This is a genomic window from Zymobacter palmae (assembly GCF_003610015.1).
Classification (GTDB): domain Bacteria; phylum Pseudomonadota; class Gammaproteobacteria; order Pseudomonadales; family Halomonadaceae; genus Zymobacter; species Zymobacter palmae.
In genome coordinates, this window is the sequence record NZ_AP018933.1 from 2,461,031 (window position 1) to 2,480,880 (window position 19,850).

General features: G+C 50.2%; 11 protein-coding genes, 1 tRNA gene and 1 pseudogene. 4 read left to right on the top strand and 9 right to left on the bottom strand.

What is annotated here, in order from left to right:
• The first annotated feature begins 165 nt into the window (after positions 1-165).
• A complete protein-coding gene (gene alkB / locus ZBT109_RS10940; RefSeq protein WP_038279566.1) occupies positions 166-825 on the top strand; it encodes a DNA oxidative demethylase AlkB in 660 nt (219 codons plus the stop codon).
• Positions 826-918: 93 nt separating this feature from the next.
• Entirely contained in the window at positions 919-1,179 is a 261-nt protein-coding gene (locus tag ZBT109_RS10945; RefSeq protein WP_027706215.1) for a GlsB/YeaQ/YmgE family stress response membrane protein, read from the top strand.
• 83 nt (positions 1,180-1,262) lie between these two features.
• Here the strand turns inward: ZBT109_RS10945 and ZBT109_RS10950 are convergent, their stop codons facing one another.
• Both ZBT109_RS10950 and ZBT109_RS10955 read right to left on the bottom strand, forming a co-directional pair.
• Entirely contained in the window at positions 1,263-2,264 is a 1,002-nt protein-coding gene (locus tag ZBT109_RS10950; protein ID WP_027706214.1) for a methyltransferase, read from the bottom strand.
• A gap of 90 nt (positions 2,265-2,354) precedes the next feature.
• Complete coding sequence (locus tag ZBT109_RS10955; RefSeq protein WP_027706213.1) at positions 2,355-3,125, bottom strand: methyltransferase domain-containing protein; 771 nt, start codon at positions 3,123-3,125, stop codon at positions 2,355-2,357.
• Positions 3,126-3,257: 132 nt separating this feature from the next.
• Here ZBT109_RS10955 and ZBT109_RS10960 point away from each other — a divergent pair.
• Positions 3,258-3,334 (top strand) — tRNA-Arg (locus ZBT109_RS10960).
• A gap of 131 nt (positions 3,335-3,465) precedes the next feature.
• On the opposite strand, the gene ZBT109_RS13890 is transcribed toward ZBT109_RS10960, so the two are convergent.
• Positions 3,466-3,735 carry a hypothetical protein gene (locus ZBT109_RS13890; protein ID WP_038279563.1) on the bottom strand — a complete coding sequence of 90 codons (270 nt, stop codon included), beginning with the start codon at positions 3,733-3,735 and terminating at the stop codon, positions 3,466-3,468.
• 119 nt (positions 3,736-3,854) lie between these two features.
• On the opposite strand from ZBT109_RS13890, the pseudogene ZBT109_RS10970 reads away from it, so the two are divergent.
• Positions 3,855-4,862 (top strand): annotated as a pseudogene (locus tag ZBT109_RS10970) (IS30 family transposase).
• 265 nt (positions 4,863-5,127) lie between these two features.
• Here the strand turns inward: ZBT109_RS10970 and brxL are convergent.
• The 6 genes from brxL to brxA form a co-directional block, all read right to left on the bottom strand.
• Positions 5,128-7,212, bottom strand: coding sequence for a protease Lon-related BREX system protein BrxL (gene brxL, locus ZBT109_RS10975; protein ID WP_027706211.1), 2,085 nt, complete (start codon positions 7,210-7,212; stop codon positions 5,128-5,130).
• A 10-nt stretch (positions 7,213-7,222) separates the two neighbouring features.
• Positions 7,223-9,820, bottom strand: a complete 2,598-nt coding sequence (gene pglZ, locus ZBT109_RS10980; protein ID WP_027706210.1) for a BREX-1 system phosphatase PglZ type A — start codon at positions 9,818-9,820, stop codon at positions 7,223-7,225.
• A 172-nt stretch (positions 9,821-9,992) separates the two neighbouring features.
• Positions 9,993-13,619, bottom strand: a complete 3,627-nt coding sequence (pglX, locus tag ZBT109_RS10985) for a BREX-1 system adenine-specific DNA-methyltransferase PglX (RefSeq protein WP_027706209.1) — start codon at positions 13,617-13,619, stop codon at positions 9,993-9,995.
• Positions 13,620-13,664: 45 nt separating this feature from the next.
• Entirely contained in the window at positions 13,665-17,306 is a 3,642-nt protein-coding gene (gene brxC, locus ZBT109_RS10990; RefSeq protein ID WP_027706208.1) for a BREX system P-loop protein BrxC, read from the bottom strand.
• Positions 17,307-17,317: 11 nt separating this feature from the next.
• Positions 17,318-17,920 (bottom strand): BREX-1 system protein BrxB, encoded by a 603-nt coding sequence (gene brxB, locus ZBT109_RS10995; protein ID WP_027706207.1) that lies wholly within the window; start codon positions 17,918-17,920, stop codon positions 17,318-17,320.
• Positions 17,917-18,519 (bottom strand): BREX-1 system protein BrxA, encoded by a 603-nt coding sequence (gene brxA / locus ZBT109_RS11000; protein WP_120185417.1) that lies wholly within the window; start codon positions 18,517-18,519, stop codon positions 17,917-17,919. The genes brxB and brxA overlap by 4 nt, the downstream gene beginning before the upstream one ends.
• Positions 18,520-19,850 lie beyond the last annotated feature (1,331 nt).

Below are 19,850 nucleotides of genomic sequence, written 5' to 3' on the forward strand. Positions count from 1 at the left end.
CCAGCGTCGAGCCAGATGAAACCTGAAAGGGTGATAGCACATTCTAACGGTTTCACCGGCAAGCGGATATGCTTCCGAAGCATGACGCTCGCTTCACTTGCACGTTACGGCTGCATGGCCTGCCTCATCGCCACCCACCACTGCCCCATGGGTAAGGAGTCCCTCATGATGGATGATCTGTTCGAAGATCAAGCACCGTGGTTGCCGAAACACCAGGCACTGGGGCCAGGATCGGTGCTGCTGCGCCAGCGACTGAATACTCAGGCCAACCCGTTGATGCGGGAGATCACAGCGCTGACCGCAGAACATCCACTGCAACACATGGTGACACGCGGTGGCCATGCCATGTCAGTCGCCACGGCAAGCTGCGGGCGCTATGGCTGGGTCAGCGATGCCGTACACGGCTATCGCTATACCACCACCGATCCGGCGACAGGCTTACCATGGTCGCCGATCCCCGCTCATTGGCTGACATTGGTTCGCACCCTTGCCGAAGAGGCGGGCTACCCCGGGTTTATCCCCGATTCAGCGCTAATCAACCGCTATGCCGCAGGTGCACGCATGGGTCTGCACCAGGATCGCGATGAAGCCACTCTCGACTGGCCAGTCGTCTCGCTGTCGCTGGGCTTACCCGCCCGCTTCATGTTTGGCGGCCCGACGCGGCAGTCGCCCGTTATCGATGTACCGCTACTGCACGGTGATGTAGTGGTATGGGGCGGCACTGACCGACTACGCTTTCATGGCATACGGCCATTGAAGGACGGTCATCATTCGCTGACGGGGCCTTATCGCTATAACCTGACCTTCCGCCGCGTACAGCCCTGACTTCGATCTGGCTTCAATATAGCCTACAATATCACTCAAGTAACAACACAGACTGCGCCTCGTCAGGCGTGTGCACTGTTCGAGGAGAACGATATGGATATTATTTCCTGGCTGGCAACCGGTATGATCGTCGGTCTGATCATGGGGGCGATCACACCCAGAGCGCTCAACGTCGGCTTTCTGGGCAGCATGGGCATGGGGGCTTTGGGGGCGGTAGTACTGTGCTTTTTGGCCTCTATCGTGGGCCTGTTCCCCGAGCAGCAGTTCAGCTGGATGGGCGTTTTGATCGCAGTGATCGGTGCCGTCGGTGGTCACATCGTCATGATGCTGTTCCGCAAGCTGTCAAAGGTCTAGACCGGCCTCCAAACGCCAGCGCCCCGCCTCGGTAACCCGAGCGCGGGGCGCTGTTGCATACGGCAGGAACTCACCAATAGCGGCTAGCGAGCAAACCGGTGCGGCAGTGCTGCGCGATAGACACGGAAACGACCATTGCCAGTCACGTCTTCCACTTGCGAGAACTGATCTTCTAGTGCGCTTCTATAAGGCAGGAAGCTGTTCGCTACGATGAACACGACTCCGTGGCGGTACAGGTGATCCGGTGCCTGATCGAACAGCGTCAACGCTGGGCCGATATCGACATCGCGCGCCTGATGGAACGGCGGGTTGCTGATAAGGGTGTCGAAACGCCCTTCAACACTGCCCAGCATATCGCTGCCCAATACCGTTGCGGTCACACCGTTGAGCGCCAGCGTACGACGCGTGGCTTCCAGCGCAAAATGACTGACGTCGACGGCAGTGACCTCTAGCCCTTTCTTCGCCAGCACGGCACTGATGATGCCGCCGCCACAGCCTACATCCAGCACACTACCACGCAGCTTGTCGGGCAACGACCCCAGCAGCATGGCCGTCCCTTCATCCAGCTTGCCGTGCCCGAAGACACCGGGGTGCGAGGCCAACCGCATGCCCAGTGCCTCGAACTCCATCCAGCCGTCGTCCTGTTGAGGACGAGCCACGACGCGAGTGGCAAAAAGTGCACAACGGCGAGCGTTGTCTTCCTTCACCGCCATCATGTCCATCGCCTGCAGTAGCTTGCTGACACGCTTGATGCCCCCTTGCTGCTCGCCCACCAGCGCGAGCCGGTGACCATCGGGCAGTGCCGCGCACAGCGTATCCAGCCACCACTGCCCCAGCGCCACACTCTTGGGCCAGAACAGCAATACACCTGCGTAATCGGCGATATCCGCTGGCACGTCCAAACCTTCGTGAACCTGCAGCCCCAGCTGGCGATAGCGTTCGGCATGACCGACATCGGTGGTCCAAATGGCAACACCACTACCCGCCAGCGCCGGTTCGAAGGGGGGATCTATCCAGAGGTGATCGGCGCACGCCAGTGTGTCATGGCGCCCCAACAGCTGACACATCGGGGATGAAAAGCTCATCACGGTATCCTTGCATAAAATGAGAAGTAGCCGTTGCATTCACTAAAGCACGGTCTTGATGACAGCGCGATGACGCTCGGCCATGAATGTTTAGGACGCAGGGCGCCGCACGATATAGTGAAGATAGCGTCCCAGCCGCCAGAACGGCTCGACGCGGGCATAGCGGCGCTCAAGATCGAAAAGCTGCTCAAGGGTGTGTTCGTCAGGATGACGTTCGCGTAGATAATCATGGAACACACGGATGCCGGTCACACTGACGATTTCCAAACCTTCTGCCGCCAACGCCTCGACGATACGATCATGACTCAGCGGGGAAATGGGCGTCAGACGCTGGCGAGTGCCTCGTCCTGCCAACTCGCCCTTCTGGACGCGCGCTAGGTTGCCCTTCACTACGTTCGACATGATCAGTCCGTCGCGGTTATAAGCCATCAGCGACAGATAACCACCGGGGGCCAGCAGTTGCCCCAGTATCGGAAACGCTGCGTAAGGGTCAGCCATCCATTCCAGCACGGCATGACAGAAGATGCGCGGCCACGGCCCACCCACGGTGGCGAGCGCATGCTGCAGGTCGCATTGATAGGCTGCCTGTTCGCGCCCAGCCAAACGCTGCTGTGCGCGTTCAAGCATCTCGGCAGACGGCTCGACCATCGTGACTGGATAGCCCTCATCGACCGCCCATTCCGCCATATGCCCCAGTCCCGCGCCGATATCCAGCAGCGGTGCGCGTGCCTGTGGCCACTCTTCACTGAGCCCCTCCTGCAACAGCGATAGCCGAAGCTGCCCGCGCGATGCACCGTACATGCTGCGTTCGAACTTGTCGGCCATGCCATCGAAATGGCGGTCGTGGCGGTGAAGCGTCATGGCAGTCTGCCTGATAAGGAATGGAGGGAGGACGTATCAAAAGGCGAGATTCTAGCGGTTGCGCCGCGCGCGCACCAGCCACCCCTTTACCCCCCTCCCCTGAAATGCCTATAATGCGTGGCTCGATGACATGCCCCTATAGCTCAGCTGGATAGAGCGTTCCCCTCCTAAGGGAAAGGTCTCAGGTTCAAATCCTGATGGGGGCACCACATCTCTATTGTTTTCCCTTCCGGCAATTTTCTGTTTGCATCTTCACTTCGGTATGTACTTTGATAACCCTTCAATAGCCGCATATTTGCAGCCATTGCACCGGGAATAAACCCAAAAAAATCCAGCGTCACTACTTTGCCGGTGACACAAAAGCTCGCCAACTTTTCAATGCTACTTCGAAATCATTGAGGTGCATCACCACGTCATACTTTTCGTCATACAGTGAATATATGCGGGCGCTTTCACCCTTGAACTCTACTGCCCAGCTGTGACGTGCCCAATCAAACGTTCTCCCTCGATTAGCCTTGGCCAAGCTGATACTCTGCAAGCCGTCATCGATATCTTCGATATAATGTCCACATCCGCCATCGTCTCCGAGCAAACACGACAGCAAATCCACGCCTTCTTCGTTTGTAATGCTTGTTCGTGCATATGGCTGCTTCACAGGGCCGTTTTCAGTCGGCCGTCACCAATTCTGATTGCAACACCTTAACGCATTAATACGATAAGGTGTTGTCCATATCCTACTACGAACTTACCATGACCGAACGGTCCACGTTACAGGTCGCTCTTGCTCAACAGATGAGTTTTCGAGCCATCGCAAAGCTTCTCAAGCGTGCACCCTCCACCATTAGCCGTAAAGTGCGCCACCATGCGCGTTTTCGCCAGCAGTATCAAGCGAATAAAACGCAGGATAATCGACACTAACGCCGCGTATTATGCCGCCCCAAGCGTAAGCTATTGCCGGGCACAGGACGCTTCGAACTGATCACCCACATGCTCAAAAAGTACCTTTCTCCTGAGCAGATCGCAGGCCAGTTAAAGACCATGGATATTCCCTCATTACGCGACGCCTATGTGTGCAAAGAAACGATCTACACTGCCATTTATGCCTTGCCTGTCGGGCAGTTGCGTCATGAGCTGATTCACTGTCTTCGCCATGGCCGAAGCCAACGGAAACCACGAATAGGCGGCGTTGATCGACGCGGCCAGATCCCGGAACGGGTCAGCATTCACCTGCGGCCGCCAGAGGTCGATAAGCGCGTTATTCCGGGACATTGGGAAGGCGATCTGATCAAAGGTAAAGGTAATGCTTCAGCGGTAGGTACGCTGGTGGAGTTGACCAGTGGCTATGTGATGCTGGTCAAAATGAACGGCGCGACGGCCACGGCCGCCGAGGAGGGGTTCAGTGCCGCACTGAATCGGATGCTACTCTCACTACGCAAGACGATGACATATGATCAGGGGAAAGAGATGGCCCGCTATGCTGAAATTACCCAGAATATGGGCGTTGACATCTACTTCTGTGATCCCCACAGCCCTTGGCAGCGCGGTGCTAACGAGAACATCAATGGCTTGATCCGCCAGCATTTTACCAAAGAGAACAGACTTGTCAGTGCACAGCCAAGCAGAGCTGGATGAGATCGCGTTATCGCTGAACATGCGTCCTTTGGGTTCACGTGCCCGATAGAGCAATTAACAAAGGTGATGCTGGCAGAGGAAAATAAAAAGGCGGTCACTCACTAAATAACTAGGGTGTTGCACTCAGAACCGGCAATCTCCACGTATAAAAACTTGTACAATTAAAATTGTGACAAGTGTCTATTTTAAATAAGAGTATCCAGGATACTGTGTTACACGTTAAAATTACTACAGCGTTATCACATTATTCAGCTGCCCATCGCCTCATAGTCAAAATATATAATATTGTGACCAAACGTAGCAGACGTAATTTTAGCCTGAATTTTCGCCTCGAAGCGGCCCTTCTTGTACTCGATCGAGGTCGATATATTCAGTTTACTCCCAACGCTTTATAAACTGCATCTACAGGTTCAGAGTAAAAACTCACTTGGAATTTGGTAAACAACTCTGCAGGCACAGTCGGAATATCTACTGCGGAAGACATCGGCAAAAGTACCTTTTTTGCACCACTGTCAAAGGCTAGTTGTAAGGTTGCAGCCAGATCCTGAACGGGGTTGATCACTCCACCGAGCGTCATGCTACCTAACACAACCATTTGTTCTTGGACTGGTTTCGCCAGTAAAACGGAACACAGCGCAATCAGCGCGGCAAGACTCGTCGCAGTACTTGGTCCGGTATTGTGCAATTCGACTACGTGCAGGTGGTACTCATGTTCGGAAAATTTTGCTGTCGCACTAATGCGGCTGAGGTTGCCTTTAAAATAGTCAAACCCAACCCGGATAGCTTCTTTAGCCGAGGTGCTTGATCCCAGACCAGAAACACTATGCTTACCATTGCCTGCGGTCATCTGAGTTTCGAAGCGATACAGACCCGTCATGCCACTTTCCGCTTGCGTAACCAAATGCACAACGCCAGGTTTCGGCATGCCAGCAGGAATCAATTCGCTGCCGCCCTGTTCTGGTACGCTGACAAAGAATTCTTCCAGCGTTTCGTTATCAATATAACTGAAGTTCACATCAAAGAATTCTAGCCCGCCTAGCTTTTTAAGCTGCTCTTTGATTCGGCGGCGGGCTTCTATGGCGTAGGTCAGGCAAACCCGGACGTCCTCTTTGCTGTAGGCGCCATTAGGATGCAGCAATTTCAATAAACCTGAAACCGTGCGCCTTACCGCGATAACGTCGCGCTGGTTGAGGTTATTGCCCAATTTATAGAACTTATCAATCGCATCGGAGAAGCTGCGCTTACGCATTTCCCGCATGTATTCGGCGAGATAATCTGTGATAAGGCCATAGCGATTGGTAAAGAATTCCGGACGCATTTTCGGGATTTCCCAGCCAGGAATATAAGCATGGAAGCGGTCGAAAAATGCTGTATCGATCATCGTAGTAGGGAAAGGGGCTAATAAATGGCTAGTTTTGACTAATGTCTCGACGCTTTGATTAATGTTGCCAACGAACACCATCGATGCTTTACCTTCAATCGAATCCCTGCCGCGCGAAAACGAGCCAGACGCCATGTAATCTTTCATGATTTGCACACCGTCTTTGTCTTTAAAGGTGATCCCCGCCACCTCATCAAACGCAACCACGTCCCACATACCTACTAAGCCAATCTGGCGGCTGGCCATGTTGTAAAACAGGTTTGCTACCGTGGTTTGCCCGCCGGAAACTAACAGTGAGTTTGGCGAACATTCTTTATAGACGTGGCTTTTACCGGTGCCGCGTGGGCCCAGTTCGCAGACGTTGTAGTTGTTTTCCACGAAAGGGATCATGCGGGTAATCAGATGCCACTTTGTTCGCTGCTCAATGTTGGCAGGCTCCATACCCACGGAGCGTAGCAGGACATCAATCCACTGGTCGCGGTGGAAGTGGGTACGAGCGGCAAACACCTCGTCCATGTCCATATTGGGCATCTGGATAGGTTTAAGTGTCATCAGAGAGAAGGGAGACGTTTTTTGTCCTTCCTCAAAGAAGTAGTTCACGGTGATCATACACCAGATACCACCGGTCAACAGCTTCTCATTGTCCTTGACCATCTGTGGCGAAACTAGTGCATCTTTAATGCCAAGGTTGGAGAGCTGGGCTTCGTAAACGTCTTTCTTCTGATTGAGCTTTACCGACACTTTATCGATGATTTTGTAGGATCCTCGCTCACGGATGAGCGATTTCACCTTCTCTGCTTCATCAGGCCGAACGTAATTATCAGCCAGAATGCGCTTAACATTTTTTAAGCCTTGCTCGACGATCTGTTCATCGTCGGAAGCGCAGTACATACCGAGCAGGTACTCCAGCACATAGATCGGGACATTAGCCCCTTCCTTGAGCTGCTTAGTCAAATCTTTACGCACCACGCGGCCGCGAAAATGCTGATTCAGTAAGGCGTCCAGATCGTAACCTTCTGCGACGAGTTCCCCTTCGGATACAGCTAGAACGGGTAGGTCATGATAGGTTTGCATATCGCCTCACTTAAAAGAAATCATCCTGAAATGCCAGATCGATAATCACAGGGTACTTCTGGTAACCCGTTTCCGTTTGTGCATCTTCGAGTATCAGCCAGTATTCATTACGACGATTAAAATTCGCGCCAATCAGCTTCAGCGTAACGTCACGCACACGTTTTTCCATTGTGTTGTTATCGCTGTCAAAGCAGATTCGCTCTTTACCGGATACCACATTATTGGCGTTATCGACGATGAAGATGTTCAGAGTTCGTGCTTCGTATAATTCACCTACCGGATGGGTTTGCAGCAGGCTGACCTTATCAATGTTATTGACGAGTTTGATCAGCGGACGGTAGCTCACGATGTCTACCGGACGACGCTGAGGATGCTTCTCAGCAGCCGTTTTCTGCAACGCTTTTACCTGCAATACAGGAACGCAGACTTCCTGCAGCATGGCACCACCATGCACAAATCGCGCGCCGCCCAAGAAATGGAAACGCTGGATCCCTTTTGGGATTAGGAATTCGCTGTTATCGCTGACACCTGCGGTATCCGCCACTTTTCCTTTCCAGCAAAAATCATCGGCAGGAAGCTGACGGCCGATAATAAAACGTTTGTGGTTTTTAATTGTATTGTCTGGCTTAATCTGCAGCGTTGTTTTATCCTGCCCGGAAAGGGGTTGCTGCTGGAACAGGAAGCCGTGATCTGCCGTGACGATAATGCGTGTACCGTGGAGACGGTTTATCACACGGGTCACTAAATCCTTCAGTTCAACCACCGCGTTGTGGCATGCTTCGAAGGTCTTCTCCTCCGTCGATGCGCTGTCACCCATGGCATCAATGGTGTTATGCCAGATATAAACAACGTTGTAATTGCGAATAAGATCCCGTCCTTGCTGATTTTTCCATTTCAGCACATCGTCCGATTTTACTGCCATCCCTTTATATTTCTTAAGGATGGTATCGCGGTTAGGCGTACCTGACGTGGATAACCCGTCCGCATAAACGATGTCACCATTACCCGCCTGGTAGCACATCTCGTCATGAGGTAGTAATGCCGCCATGCCCAGCTGGGTATAGCTGGGTAACACACCTAACTGGGAACGCAGTTCGGCAGTAAAGCGTTTTTCAGTATTGATCTGGTTGCCCAGCTCTTCTGCCACTTCATAACGCAGTGCATCGGAGATAATCACGAACACGCGCTTGATCTGCGGATTGTTAAACTGCGGCTTAACCACCTCATTGTAGAAGTTCTGCTGCCGTGGAACGCCCGCAATACGCCACTCCTGCATACGGTTTTCGGTTTCCAGAACCTTATTCCAGCTCCGGCTTAATTCTGCCAGGTACCAGTTGGAATACAGCGCCTCGATATAGTCATCCAGGCTTTTCAGGATCATTGCGCCTTTGCTGTGAACCAATAGCGCGTATTCGTTAAACAGGCGGTAAGCCTGGTCAAAGCGGAACAGCTCTTCGCAGTACGCTTTCCAGAACGTTGCGCTATCCTGATAGTGAAAACCGTCAATATGACGATTACGCAGATTCAGCAGCCGCTCAGCCTGACGAAGCGCGTCATAGATGGCGTAGTATTCCTGACGCGTCTGGCACCAGTATTTGCTCTGGCGTTCGGACAAAAGCTTCTTGAAGGCTTCACGGTCAAGCGTGGTGCTTTCTTCCAGAAGCTGCGTCACCAGTGCATGAATGATGGTCTGTTCAATGCTCTGCGTAGTTTCGCACTCATGCAGATCATATGGCGAGCTGAGACGGTACTGGTCTTCTGGTCGCAGCGCATCCTGCATCTGCTGTGCGCAATAATCATAGGCTTCTTTGTAGCGACGGTCGGCGCGCCAGGTGACCATAAAGGCCAGAGCGGAGGCTCTGCCTGACGGCGTGGTCAGCACGTTTTTTTCCAGCCATTCGCGTTCCTGCGGATCAGCCTGTGCGGAAAGATCGGTACAGAACAGTTTGAGGATCAGGTTTTCCAGCGAAGGATATTCAGCCTGATAGCCCATTTCCTGATTCAGAATGTCCCACAGCACGCCTTCAAGATTGTGGCGTTTCAGCATCGCCAGCGTGTTTTCGAGGCCACTGTCATCATCTTTCTGCTGATTAACGTACTGGGTAATCAGGCTGAACAGAATCTCTTCCGTTTTTGCTGTTTTTACGCCAGCGATGACCGCAACCATTTTCTTATCAAGAGAGGCCTCGTTTTCCTGCTCAGTGACCAGGCCTTTTAGGGAAGAAAGACGTTTAATGCTGAAAAATGCCTTCCGCCGTTGAATGTACTCGCGTAGGCCAAGCTGCGGAATGCCTAACGTATTCAACGTGATGGCGGCGAAATCGGCGTGGAACTCCGTACTGTAAAGACGAATATCCAGCAGCCAGTCGAACTCTTTTGGGGGCACATCGTGAGGGAACCACAGCAAAAACTGCTGTTCAGGCTCATCAATTTCAATGCGCTTTTTAATCGCTAACTGTGACTGATCTGTCATATCGAGCAACGTTACGTTCTCCAGTTCGAGGTTGCCCAGCTCTTCGAGGAAACGCTTATCGGGATCGTGCCAGAAAACGATGCGATGTTCGGCGAATTTTGCTTTAAGGCCGGCAATAATTTCCTGATTTTGCAAGGTCACAATCCCGTGTTGATTCTGTATATTCGAAGATGCCTGAACGCCTAGAAACCGTGTTCCGCATTTTGTCATGAACTGGAGGTGACGGATGTCTGAATAAGGCTGGTTTCCCGTATCGAGATCACCACCGGGCCAAAGCCCGGTGGTGTGGGAAGGTATGCTATCTGACTTATATCACCTCAGGCGCACTGCCGGTAATGGCTTTCACACCCGCCAGCAGATCGCCAAACTTACCGTAGTTAACCTTAACGCCGTCGTCGAGATCAATACTGATTCTCATATCAGCATAGTGGCGTAAGCGATCGTCGAAGCTGCGCAGTTCGTTGAATTTCTTGCTCAGGCTATCACGCTCACGCTTCAGTCGCGTAGCTTCGCCACCGGTGGCTCCATCGATCTGTTCATTCAGGCGATCGATATTGGCCTGGTAGCGCGCCAGCAGCGGGACCACATATTCGTTACGCATTCTCGCCAGCGTCGCGTCGTTGTAGCGATGCAGATAGACCAGGCACTCGAACGCTTTCTCTTTACCAGAGCTGAACAGCCAGTAGATCGGGCGCTTTTTATACATCTTCATATGATCTTTCCAGAACTGGGTGGAAAGATAGCGACGGATGGTATCCAGCGCAGATTCACCTTTTTTCGGCTTGATCGCGTATAAACAGAGACTTTCGGCGATAAAATCGAGGTTTTCCTGCAAATGTTCTTCGCCCCAGACGGTGCGGACAAACTCTTTGACGCGAGAGGTGACGTCATCGTCAAACCACTCGTCATCCATCAGTGGCAGGATGCCGTCGTTGTCGGCAGGGAAGGTTTTGTATGCGCCTTCAGCGACAAGTTCGGCAAAGCCTTTATTGCCTTCGTGGGCATAGACGAGGCCTTCGCGATCGAGGGAGTAGCGGCCCATTTGACAGCCAATTGAGAAAGATAGTAATTCGATAAAAGTATCGCTGAGCTCCCTTTTTTGTTGTTCTTCTGGGGAAATGTTTTTTCCATAGCGATATGATGGGTTACATATTAAACTAATTTCGTTTGGTTCAACTTCATAATTTAGTAAACCATTAAGTCCATATGCCACTATATGAGTATTATTGTTTTTTTCTTCAAGTAATTTAAACTTTTCAATTAACTTCTTATTTTTATTTTTTAAATCAGAAAAAGCATGTGAAATTAAAAAATGTTTCTTACAGATAATAGGATTTACTTTAAAATCCCATGACGACTCGTAATTATCCCAATCCATCTTCGATAACTCAACAAGAGTCTTAGCGATTTCAGATGATTTATCTTTAACTTCAATAACTGGAACCTTGCCTACATCACCAACTTGAAAGTGGAATGATGCGTTAGTTATTGATAAAAAATAATCAAACAATTTTGTATTAGCCAGAGCTAACAAAGAAAACTGTTCACTACGATCCGGATAAAAACAGTGTCCAGAAATGTCATGAAATGTATCATCAGGAGCGTAACGGCAGCTAAAGTTACCGCTTGTTAGATCCGTCCAAGTACATTTGGGTGAGGACAGTTTTTCTAACCCCATCAAAGTAGAATTTGGCTGAGCAAGAATGAAATGTTTATTCCGGTTGTATCTTAGAACATATTCAAGGTTACCATACCATTTTCGATAGCTGCCTCCCTTTAGATATTTTACCCATTTAGGTATCGCCTCCTGTTGAGAAAATTCGGTATAATCAATCTCATGCCAATAGCGTAAAAACTTATCATTATTAGCTGTTTGCATACCTACCTTTGGGAATCCTCTATCCTTAAAAGGCGTACCACGCATGTAGCAATCAATAACATTTTTATGTAGCCAATACGAAATAGGAGTTCCTGGTATTTTTTTGAAATCGTCTTGGCTAATATTGTAAAAAACGTTTTTACGACTAATTAACGTATTTTTCTTTTGCTCTTCATTACCCTCAATTAAACGATAAAAAGCACATTGTTGCAATGCGGAATGGTTGTTTCTGATCACCCAAGCCGTAGTCTGAACTACTTCTCCGGAAATTTGCGCGAACGCCCGTGGGCCTAGATGGGCCATGGTAATAAAAGTTTTATTATTTAGTAGCCATTCACGTAAAGACACATAACTGGATAAAAACATCCAGGACTGCATATTTACTTGAGCATTGAATCCATTTTCTTTAAGCAAGGAAAAAGCATGCTGCATAAACATCGCAAACAAATCTGACTTACTGTCCGGGAAATTATTTTTGGCAAACTCTTTCAGCTCACCATTCATCCCCTTACTGCCCATATACGGCGGATTCGCCACTACCGCATCATACCGCTGCGCCAGTATCCACGCCTGCTGAATATACGGAATAAATGCTTTCGCTGCGGCCTTCTGCTGGAAATCCCCTTCCTGCTCCAGGCGATACAGCGCATCGAGAAACGCCTTCAGTTCCGCTTCTTCTTCCTGCGGCACCTGAATCAACGAGCCCAGCGTTTTGGCGTTTACAAAGCGCTTCAGCGTGCACATCAGCAGCTGATATTCTGCAGTGTCGGTATGCGCTAATGTGGCATTTTCGGCAAACATATCTCCCACGCTACCGGTCTGGTTCTGCTGGTGGAAATTCAGTTGTTGCCACAGCTTAGCAATATCCAGATGCAGGCTCTCCTGAAGGGAGACAATATTCAGGCGCACATCACGGGTGAATATCCGGCGGTCATCCTGGCGGGCCATCATTAATAATGCAAAACCGGAAAGCTGGGCTGCGCGGTCATCGATGTCGAGACCAAAGATATTATTTTCCAGAATCAATTGCGGAATATCGCGGGCGCGATAGCCGCGCTCTTCGTAGATATTTTTCAGCACGTTATAGGTTTCGATCAGAATATGCCCGGAGCCACAGGCTGGGTCGAGCACCTTGATGCTTTCTGGTTCAATGCTGGCAGGGGTAATGGCAGCCATCTGCGCCTGTACTTCCGGCGTCTGTTCGGCTGGCTCAATGTAATAGTCCATTTTGCCCTTCAGCGGCGAATCCGGGTAGGTCTGCAACCACTGGCGACCGACGGAGTTCTGCACCAGATACTGCACAATCCAGTTCGGGGTAAACAGCTGGGTGGCGGCAGGAATATCTTCGCTCTTTACCACCTTGCCAATAACGGCATCTTTTTTCTCAGAGATATAGAACTGATACAGCCAGCCGATAACCTCAACGTCTTGCCAGTCTTCTTCTGGAATACCGTCCACCAGACCGCGCAGAATAGAGTCGGTGCGGGTCAGGTTATCCGGCAGTAGCAGTTCGGCTTCATCGTCGACTGCTTCAAACAGGAACGGCATCGCGCGGTGCAGGGCGTGGCACTGCGCTAACAGCAATTCACGGTAGATGGCTTCGTCCTGGTTGCCGGTGAGTTTCATATCGACCAGCTGCGCCTTTTTCTCCGGCAGCAGTACTTCCGCCACTTCCGGTACATGGTCCAGCACTTCAAAGCCGGTCGGGTTATCCGGGTGCGAGAGCATATGGAAGCCGTGGTCAAGGTAGCCGTGGATTTCCATATAACGAATGGCACACAGGCGGTTAAACCAGGTATAGGCACAGTATTCAACCAGTACGTCAAAGCCCTGCTCGTGGGCGTGTTTTACCAGACGATCGCGGCGGGTGAGGGTGGATTTGGGGTGATCGAACAGGCCATAGCGCACGGTTTCGCCGACGATCTCAGCATCTGCAATCTGCAGATTGCCCTTTTTATCGACGGAAATCCCCAGCGTGGTTAGTTTCTGGATCACCGCATCGCGGAACTGGTTACGGGTCTGTGGAGCGTATTTTTTGATGTTATTGGTGTTCATAGAAAATCCTGCAAAGGGCAGCAGAGTGCTGCCCTGAAATGGAGGTTACTGAAGACGAATCCGGTCACCTGTCTCAATGGCTGCCAGCAGGGCAGCACGAAGCTTATTAAGCGCTTTTTCCACCTGTTCGGCGGTTTCCAGCACTTCACCACCGGTGGCTTTGCGCATCTCGCTGGCGACATTCACCAGATGCGTTTTTTTCGGTACCGGCTGGATAACGGGTTTTTCTACCACAACATAGGTCTGTTGTGACTCTGCAGCATGTTTAGCTTCATTCGCTGCCCGTAGCTGGGCTTCCTGTTTTTTACGCAGCTCGTCGATCCACTGGTTAATCTTTTTCTCAGCATCCGTTTGTAGCGCTTTCGTCTCTTGCTGTTCCGCCAGAATTTCCGGAATCGAATGGCTGACTTCGGCGCGTTTTCTGGCTTTTTGCATCGGCAGCAGAACGCTGTTTTGCAGCTCCAACGTGGCGTGCGCTTCCTGCAAGCGTTGACGACTCTCTTCGATGCGGGCGTCAATACGTTCCAGAGCGTGCTGGCGGTGCTGTTCAACTAACTGATAATTAACGTTCTGAACCTGTTCAATCAGCGGCGTGATGCGATTGAGATGCTTGTAAGGCTCTGGCATCTGCCAGATGTTTTCCAGCTCACCTAACGCGTTTACCGCCACGGCGTCTTTTTCCAGTGCGCTGCGGTTGGATTTAAAGCTGCCATTCAGAGCCGCGCCCAGTTTTTGCCAGGTGGCGAACTGTTTGAGGTAGAAGTCGCCCAGATCGTCGCGATATTCGCTGAAATCCAGCAATTCGTTTGCCTGGGTGGTGACCTTCTCAATCAGAGCAAACTCTTCTTTTTCGCTAAGAATGGAATTCAGCAAGCGCAGGCCTGACTCAATCTCTTCTTTACCAGGATTGTTTCCACCTTCCGCTTTCGCTTTGAAGACATCCAGCTCTTGTTTCCAGCCGTCGAAGACCTGACGAATATGTTCAACTAGGCCAGGCTCTTCACGTTCGCTAAACGGCTGTTGGGCAATATCCGCCATAAGTTGTGCGGCTTTGCGGATTTGCGATTCGTCGTGACGACGAATTTTGTGCAGACGCAGCTCGCTGTGGCGACGACTGTTATTGAACAGTTCCCACAACTGCTTACGCTCGATATTGTTATTCTGCTGGCTAAAGCTGAATTTGCCTTTGCGCACCAGACGGGCAACCAGCAGCTTCACTTCTTCTTCTGGCCATCCATAAGAACGACGGGCAAAGTGGTTCAGAATATCGCGTAAATAGACCGGTTTATTGTACTCGATGTTCATACTGACCCAGATTTCCACCTCGTGCATCGCGTCGGAATTGGACTCTTCTGTTTCACCAAGATCAAGTTCGGTATCATTCTCTAACGTAAGTTGTTCACGAATCTCACGTGCGATTTCACCGTTATAGGGACGCAACATTTTTAGCTTACCGAACGTGTTTTCAATCACATAACGGCAGGCTTCATCCACAATGCTGGACGGTGTTGAGGATTTCTTCGGTAAGCGCTCGCCAATCGCCCAGACATCCGCTTCGGCAAGGAGCGACTCCAGCTGTACACGAAGCATTTTCTCACGAACACTGTTCTCGCGGGCTTTTTCTGAAAGCAAGCTGGCCTGCTCCGGGCGTTGTCCGGCATTGTCCTTGAGGAATTTTTCGGTCTGGACAACTAAATCGATATCGGTCCAGGTGCGCCCCTCCTCTGAGAGGCGAATCAAAATACAGCCATCACCTTCCGAAGTATAAGGACGGCAGGCGGCATCGCTGTTATAGAACGTATAGGTCGGATCTTTTGGCGTGAGGATTTTCACTACCAGATCGTTAAGCATTGCGCCGTCTAACGGGTGCCCGTTCAGGAAGCGGCTGATATCAAAGTCCTGTTTATTCGCCGGATAGCGATATTTCCGGTTTTTCAGAATGTCATCAAAGATGATAGATGCCAGTTTTTTATTGATTGCAGAGAAATCGACTTCAACATTACGAATCTCGTTCTCAATCTCTTTTTCTTCGTTAGTCAGGAACACGTATTTATCTTCAACACGTGTAATCAGCATTTCCCGTTCTAGCTTGTTCAGACTTTTTTCAACGCGACGGCGTAGTTCGATTTTATCAGTATCGATTTTGTCTATCGAAAGGGTAACCAGGTTATCGAGTGTACTTTTCAGTACATCGACATAGCGGATCAAGAAAAGCGTTTTCAGTAAGTTACCATCGAACTCATCAAGGATGCCATTCTGGCAGGCCTGAGTGATGGTACGGCTGACAGCCGGTTCCAGGAAGCTCTCAATGGCGGTATAGAAACGCCAGAAAGGCACTAGAGAATCCAGACCTTGTGAGGCAATTTGCTGTGCCGCAGTCTGGAACGCTTCTAACTGTGAGCGTTCACCCATGGCTAACTGTTTACCGGCGGCACCTTTGGTCCGGATGGACTCAAAAACCTTCTGCAGAATCTGGTAGTGCCACGGGACAAATGGGTAGTTATCAATAAATTCTTCTTCGCTGGTGTAGGAGCGCAAAGAAGCGGTGGTTGTAGGGTCGAAGGAAAGCTGGTTGCGCAAGATGTCGCCTTTTCCCTGCCAGACTTTAGCCAGCGCGGTTTTTGCAGCATCGGTTTTCACCAGCAAACGTTTTTGGATAACTTCGGAGGTGTTGGAGCTTGAAAGCTGCAGGCGAGTTGAGAAACGGCCCTGGATTTTAGAAAAATCTTGTCCATCTCGACTGCTCATCCCACCGATGGCCGCATTGATATCTGCCTGGGAGGTAACAATAACCCATGCGCGTCCACCGCAGATCACACCTAGGTTTTCAGTGATAGTCTGTAGCTTCAACATCATCTGCGTATTTTTACCGATGAACTGACCGACCTCATCCACCATAAAGAGGATGTTTTTGCCGCTTTCATCCAGCCACTCTTTGACCCACTGGCAAAAATTATTGATATCTAATGGGAAGTTCTTATCCAGCTGTTCCACCCATTGACGCGAGGCGTCAACGCTTTGGCCGGTGGCCTGGCTTAGGGCTTCTGCCATTTCATCACTGATGAAATAGTAGGAATCGCGTTCTTTTTCCCAGCTTAATCTAGTGATAGTGGAGAATGCAGTTTTAAACGCGTCGTATTGGCCGCGTTTAGCCAGCTCGCGCTCCAGATGGGCGATGTGCGGAAAATCAGCGCAGTAGCCAGCCCGTTCGTTAAACACCTTCAGAAAGACTTTAAGGATAGCGTCTTCTTTATCGTCGACGTTAGCGCGAGAATCGATATTGAACAAAATCACTTCCGTCGGATGATGGACCGCTTTGCTGATATCAGCGAGGAACAGAGCATCTTTGATTTTGTCTTCAAAGAAAGAGTATGCATTACGTTCTGTACCGTTATGACTGACCTTGCGGTTAGACAACAGATACGACAGAATCTTGATAAAGTGTGATTTACCTGAGCCAAAGAACCCTGACACCCATACGCCAATTTTGTTTTCCATGCGTATGCGCTCCGGACCGGTTGCCGGAACATAAAATTCAAAGAAGTGGCGCAGATGTCTTTCCAGTTCCTGGGTGATGACGTATTCGTCAAGCTCTATCCATGCACTGGCATCGTCCGTCTGTTCAGCTTTTACAACACCATTAATATTTCGGTTCAGACGTTTTTCAAAGATCTGTCCAATATTCATCGCAGTGCTCTTTAACGAGGATTCAATGTCGCCGCAGGCACACTTTCGGGTACCAGCCTGAAGGCGCGATAATAATTCCGGGAATCAATGCCTGCCAAAGGAGACAGGTCGTGTCCGCTATAGGTTCCCGGATAAAACATCAACAGAGGGGTAAAACCCATCACGTCCTGCAAGGCACTCATCAGCTCATGGCCACGAACCAGCGGCCAGGCATTGCCCATGCCTGTCAGGATGACAAACTCTTGATTCTGAAGATCGACTTTTTTTGCTGCGTAATCCGCGATCTTTTTCTGATTCAATAAGCCAACGAGTTGTTTTTTCAGCGCTTCGGTACCGACTTTCACTTCCTGCTGACAGACGCGCTCAAATAGCTTACGTTCAGTGAGCATCTCAATAATGATCTGAAAGATGTTGAGGTGTGCGAACTGGTGGTCCTTCTCCAGGTTACGGAAAAGATACTTCAGGTGTTCACGTACCTGCGGTTCATTCTGAGCAGGATAATCAAAAATCCAGAACCCAATCTCATTACCTGAGCCGTTGTTTCTGAGAAAGCGCTCTTCTCTAATGCGGCTCTGAACCTGTGACAGGCGGTATTCAAGCACGGGATCGATCACCGTTGCCCCTCCAGAATAGAAACCAATTCTTGTTGCCCGAGGCGCTGCAAGGTCGCCTGAGTTTCTGGTAAAAGAAAGACTGACTGGAGATTACGTCGACGCGGCGTATCCAGATAACCCGCTTCAGCCAGTGCTTTAACTAAGTTGTTACCCATTTTTTTGATGGATGAATCTGAGTAACTGGTAAGTACGGGCTGCTGGCGAAGGTGGTTGGCCACAAACTCACCCCAGCTATCCATAGGAAGCTTTTCTTTAAACTGTCTACGCAGGCCGTTCACCACTTCAGCCAGGAAGTCTTTAACAACCGGTGAATGGAGGACCAGAGCGACAAACAGCAATTGCTGACGTTCGCGCTCACTCCCTTCCACAATAAGTGACCATGCCGCTTTATCAAGCGTATTCAAGCGTAGTCTTATCGTCGTGGCATAACGTTTCGCTGTACTGGCAGAGGGGGCTTGTAGAATATTATAACCAACGATCTGCTCTTGCCAGGCCTGTTCATCAGGAGCGGTAAGCATAAGCTTAGCGATGATTCGACTTTCCCTACTCATCAGCGGCCCGCCTAACAGGTCCCCAATCCATGCCTTGTCGTTTTTCATCGTCATATTTACCCTCTGAAGACAGCTATGCAGCTCGCAAAAAAACAAACGATGATTGTAATGGGAGGAAAGGGCGGGATGCCATGAGAAAAGGCAATTTGTGAGAGGGGAAGGATTTTAATAAGAGACTGTTTCGCCCCCCTTGAAAAATCTATGTTGCCCAAATACCTCATCGCATGACGAATTCACTACTTCCTGACAAGCGCAGGCATATCATCCCACTAATTCTCCCCAAACATACTCCTGCCTCTCACGAAGAAAGAACTCGTATATCTGTATCTGACCGGCAAGCACGGTCTGGCATTCTGTTCGTGCTATGACAAGGATTCCCTAGCCCCATTCGTTGGCGAAGCCTGAAAAAATGGCATGAAGCCAGCGTTTGGCAGCAACTCATCATGCGTTGTTACAACGCCTGCATGTGGCGAATTGCATCGATAGGAAATGTTCCTGCGTGGATGGCTCATCTGCTCACAAAGCTTTAGCGCGTGCCTGCTGGAGGCAGAGCTCTTTAATACCGCCCAAAGCGCTCAATAAATGCTGTTAAATGTTAAGGTTTGGCCGTGAAATGGCGAGCCTAGGAATCGTTTTTCTTCTAGCCTAATGGCCGGAAAAATAACAAGGCACATGCCGCTTAAAGCCTTATGCCATGCTGAGTTTGGTATGAAGGAATTCTTACTTTCAACAATTAATCAGAGGCCATATTCAAGTGAGCGCACGTGCGTGCTCACCGATAAGTTGCGCACACCTTTCCGGAGTCGTTTCTCCTAACATTCAGCGATGTGAAAACGGCTGTTATAGCGAGGGAAATGTACCCTGTGTAATTCCGTAGCCACTTGAGGGGTTACGCCTACAGCCCATATATGGCGAGGCGGTACCCTGAGTACCCCTTGTTACCCCATTACATACACAGTGGTGAGCGATACGCACCTGCGAACTTCGCTCGCGCCAATATCCATAAGGCTTGCAGCGAAGTTAAAGCAACACTTCTCGTAGCAGTAACGGGGGAATGTTGTTTATGGCCCGGTTGCATTGAGAGCAAGGCAATGCGAGATTTTGGGTATCCGTGAGTAGGCGAAGTTTCCACCTTGGTTTCCAGCACAACCCATCGAATAGAAAGGTGTCCCCGCATTGGGGGTGCCTTATGAAAGTGGGGGATGTAGCAAAACGCGACACCCTCTATATTTCTTTTGAAAGAAGGTGTCTACCGAACAAAAAAATGTATGCTATAGAGAATTTAAAAATTAAAAAACCGTAAAAATAAAAAAGTTAAAATGCATGTATCAATCCTGATGGGGGCACCACATCTCTATTGTTTTCCCTTCCGGCAATTT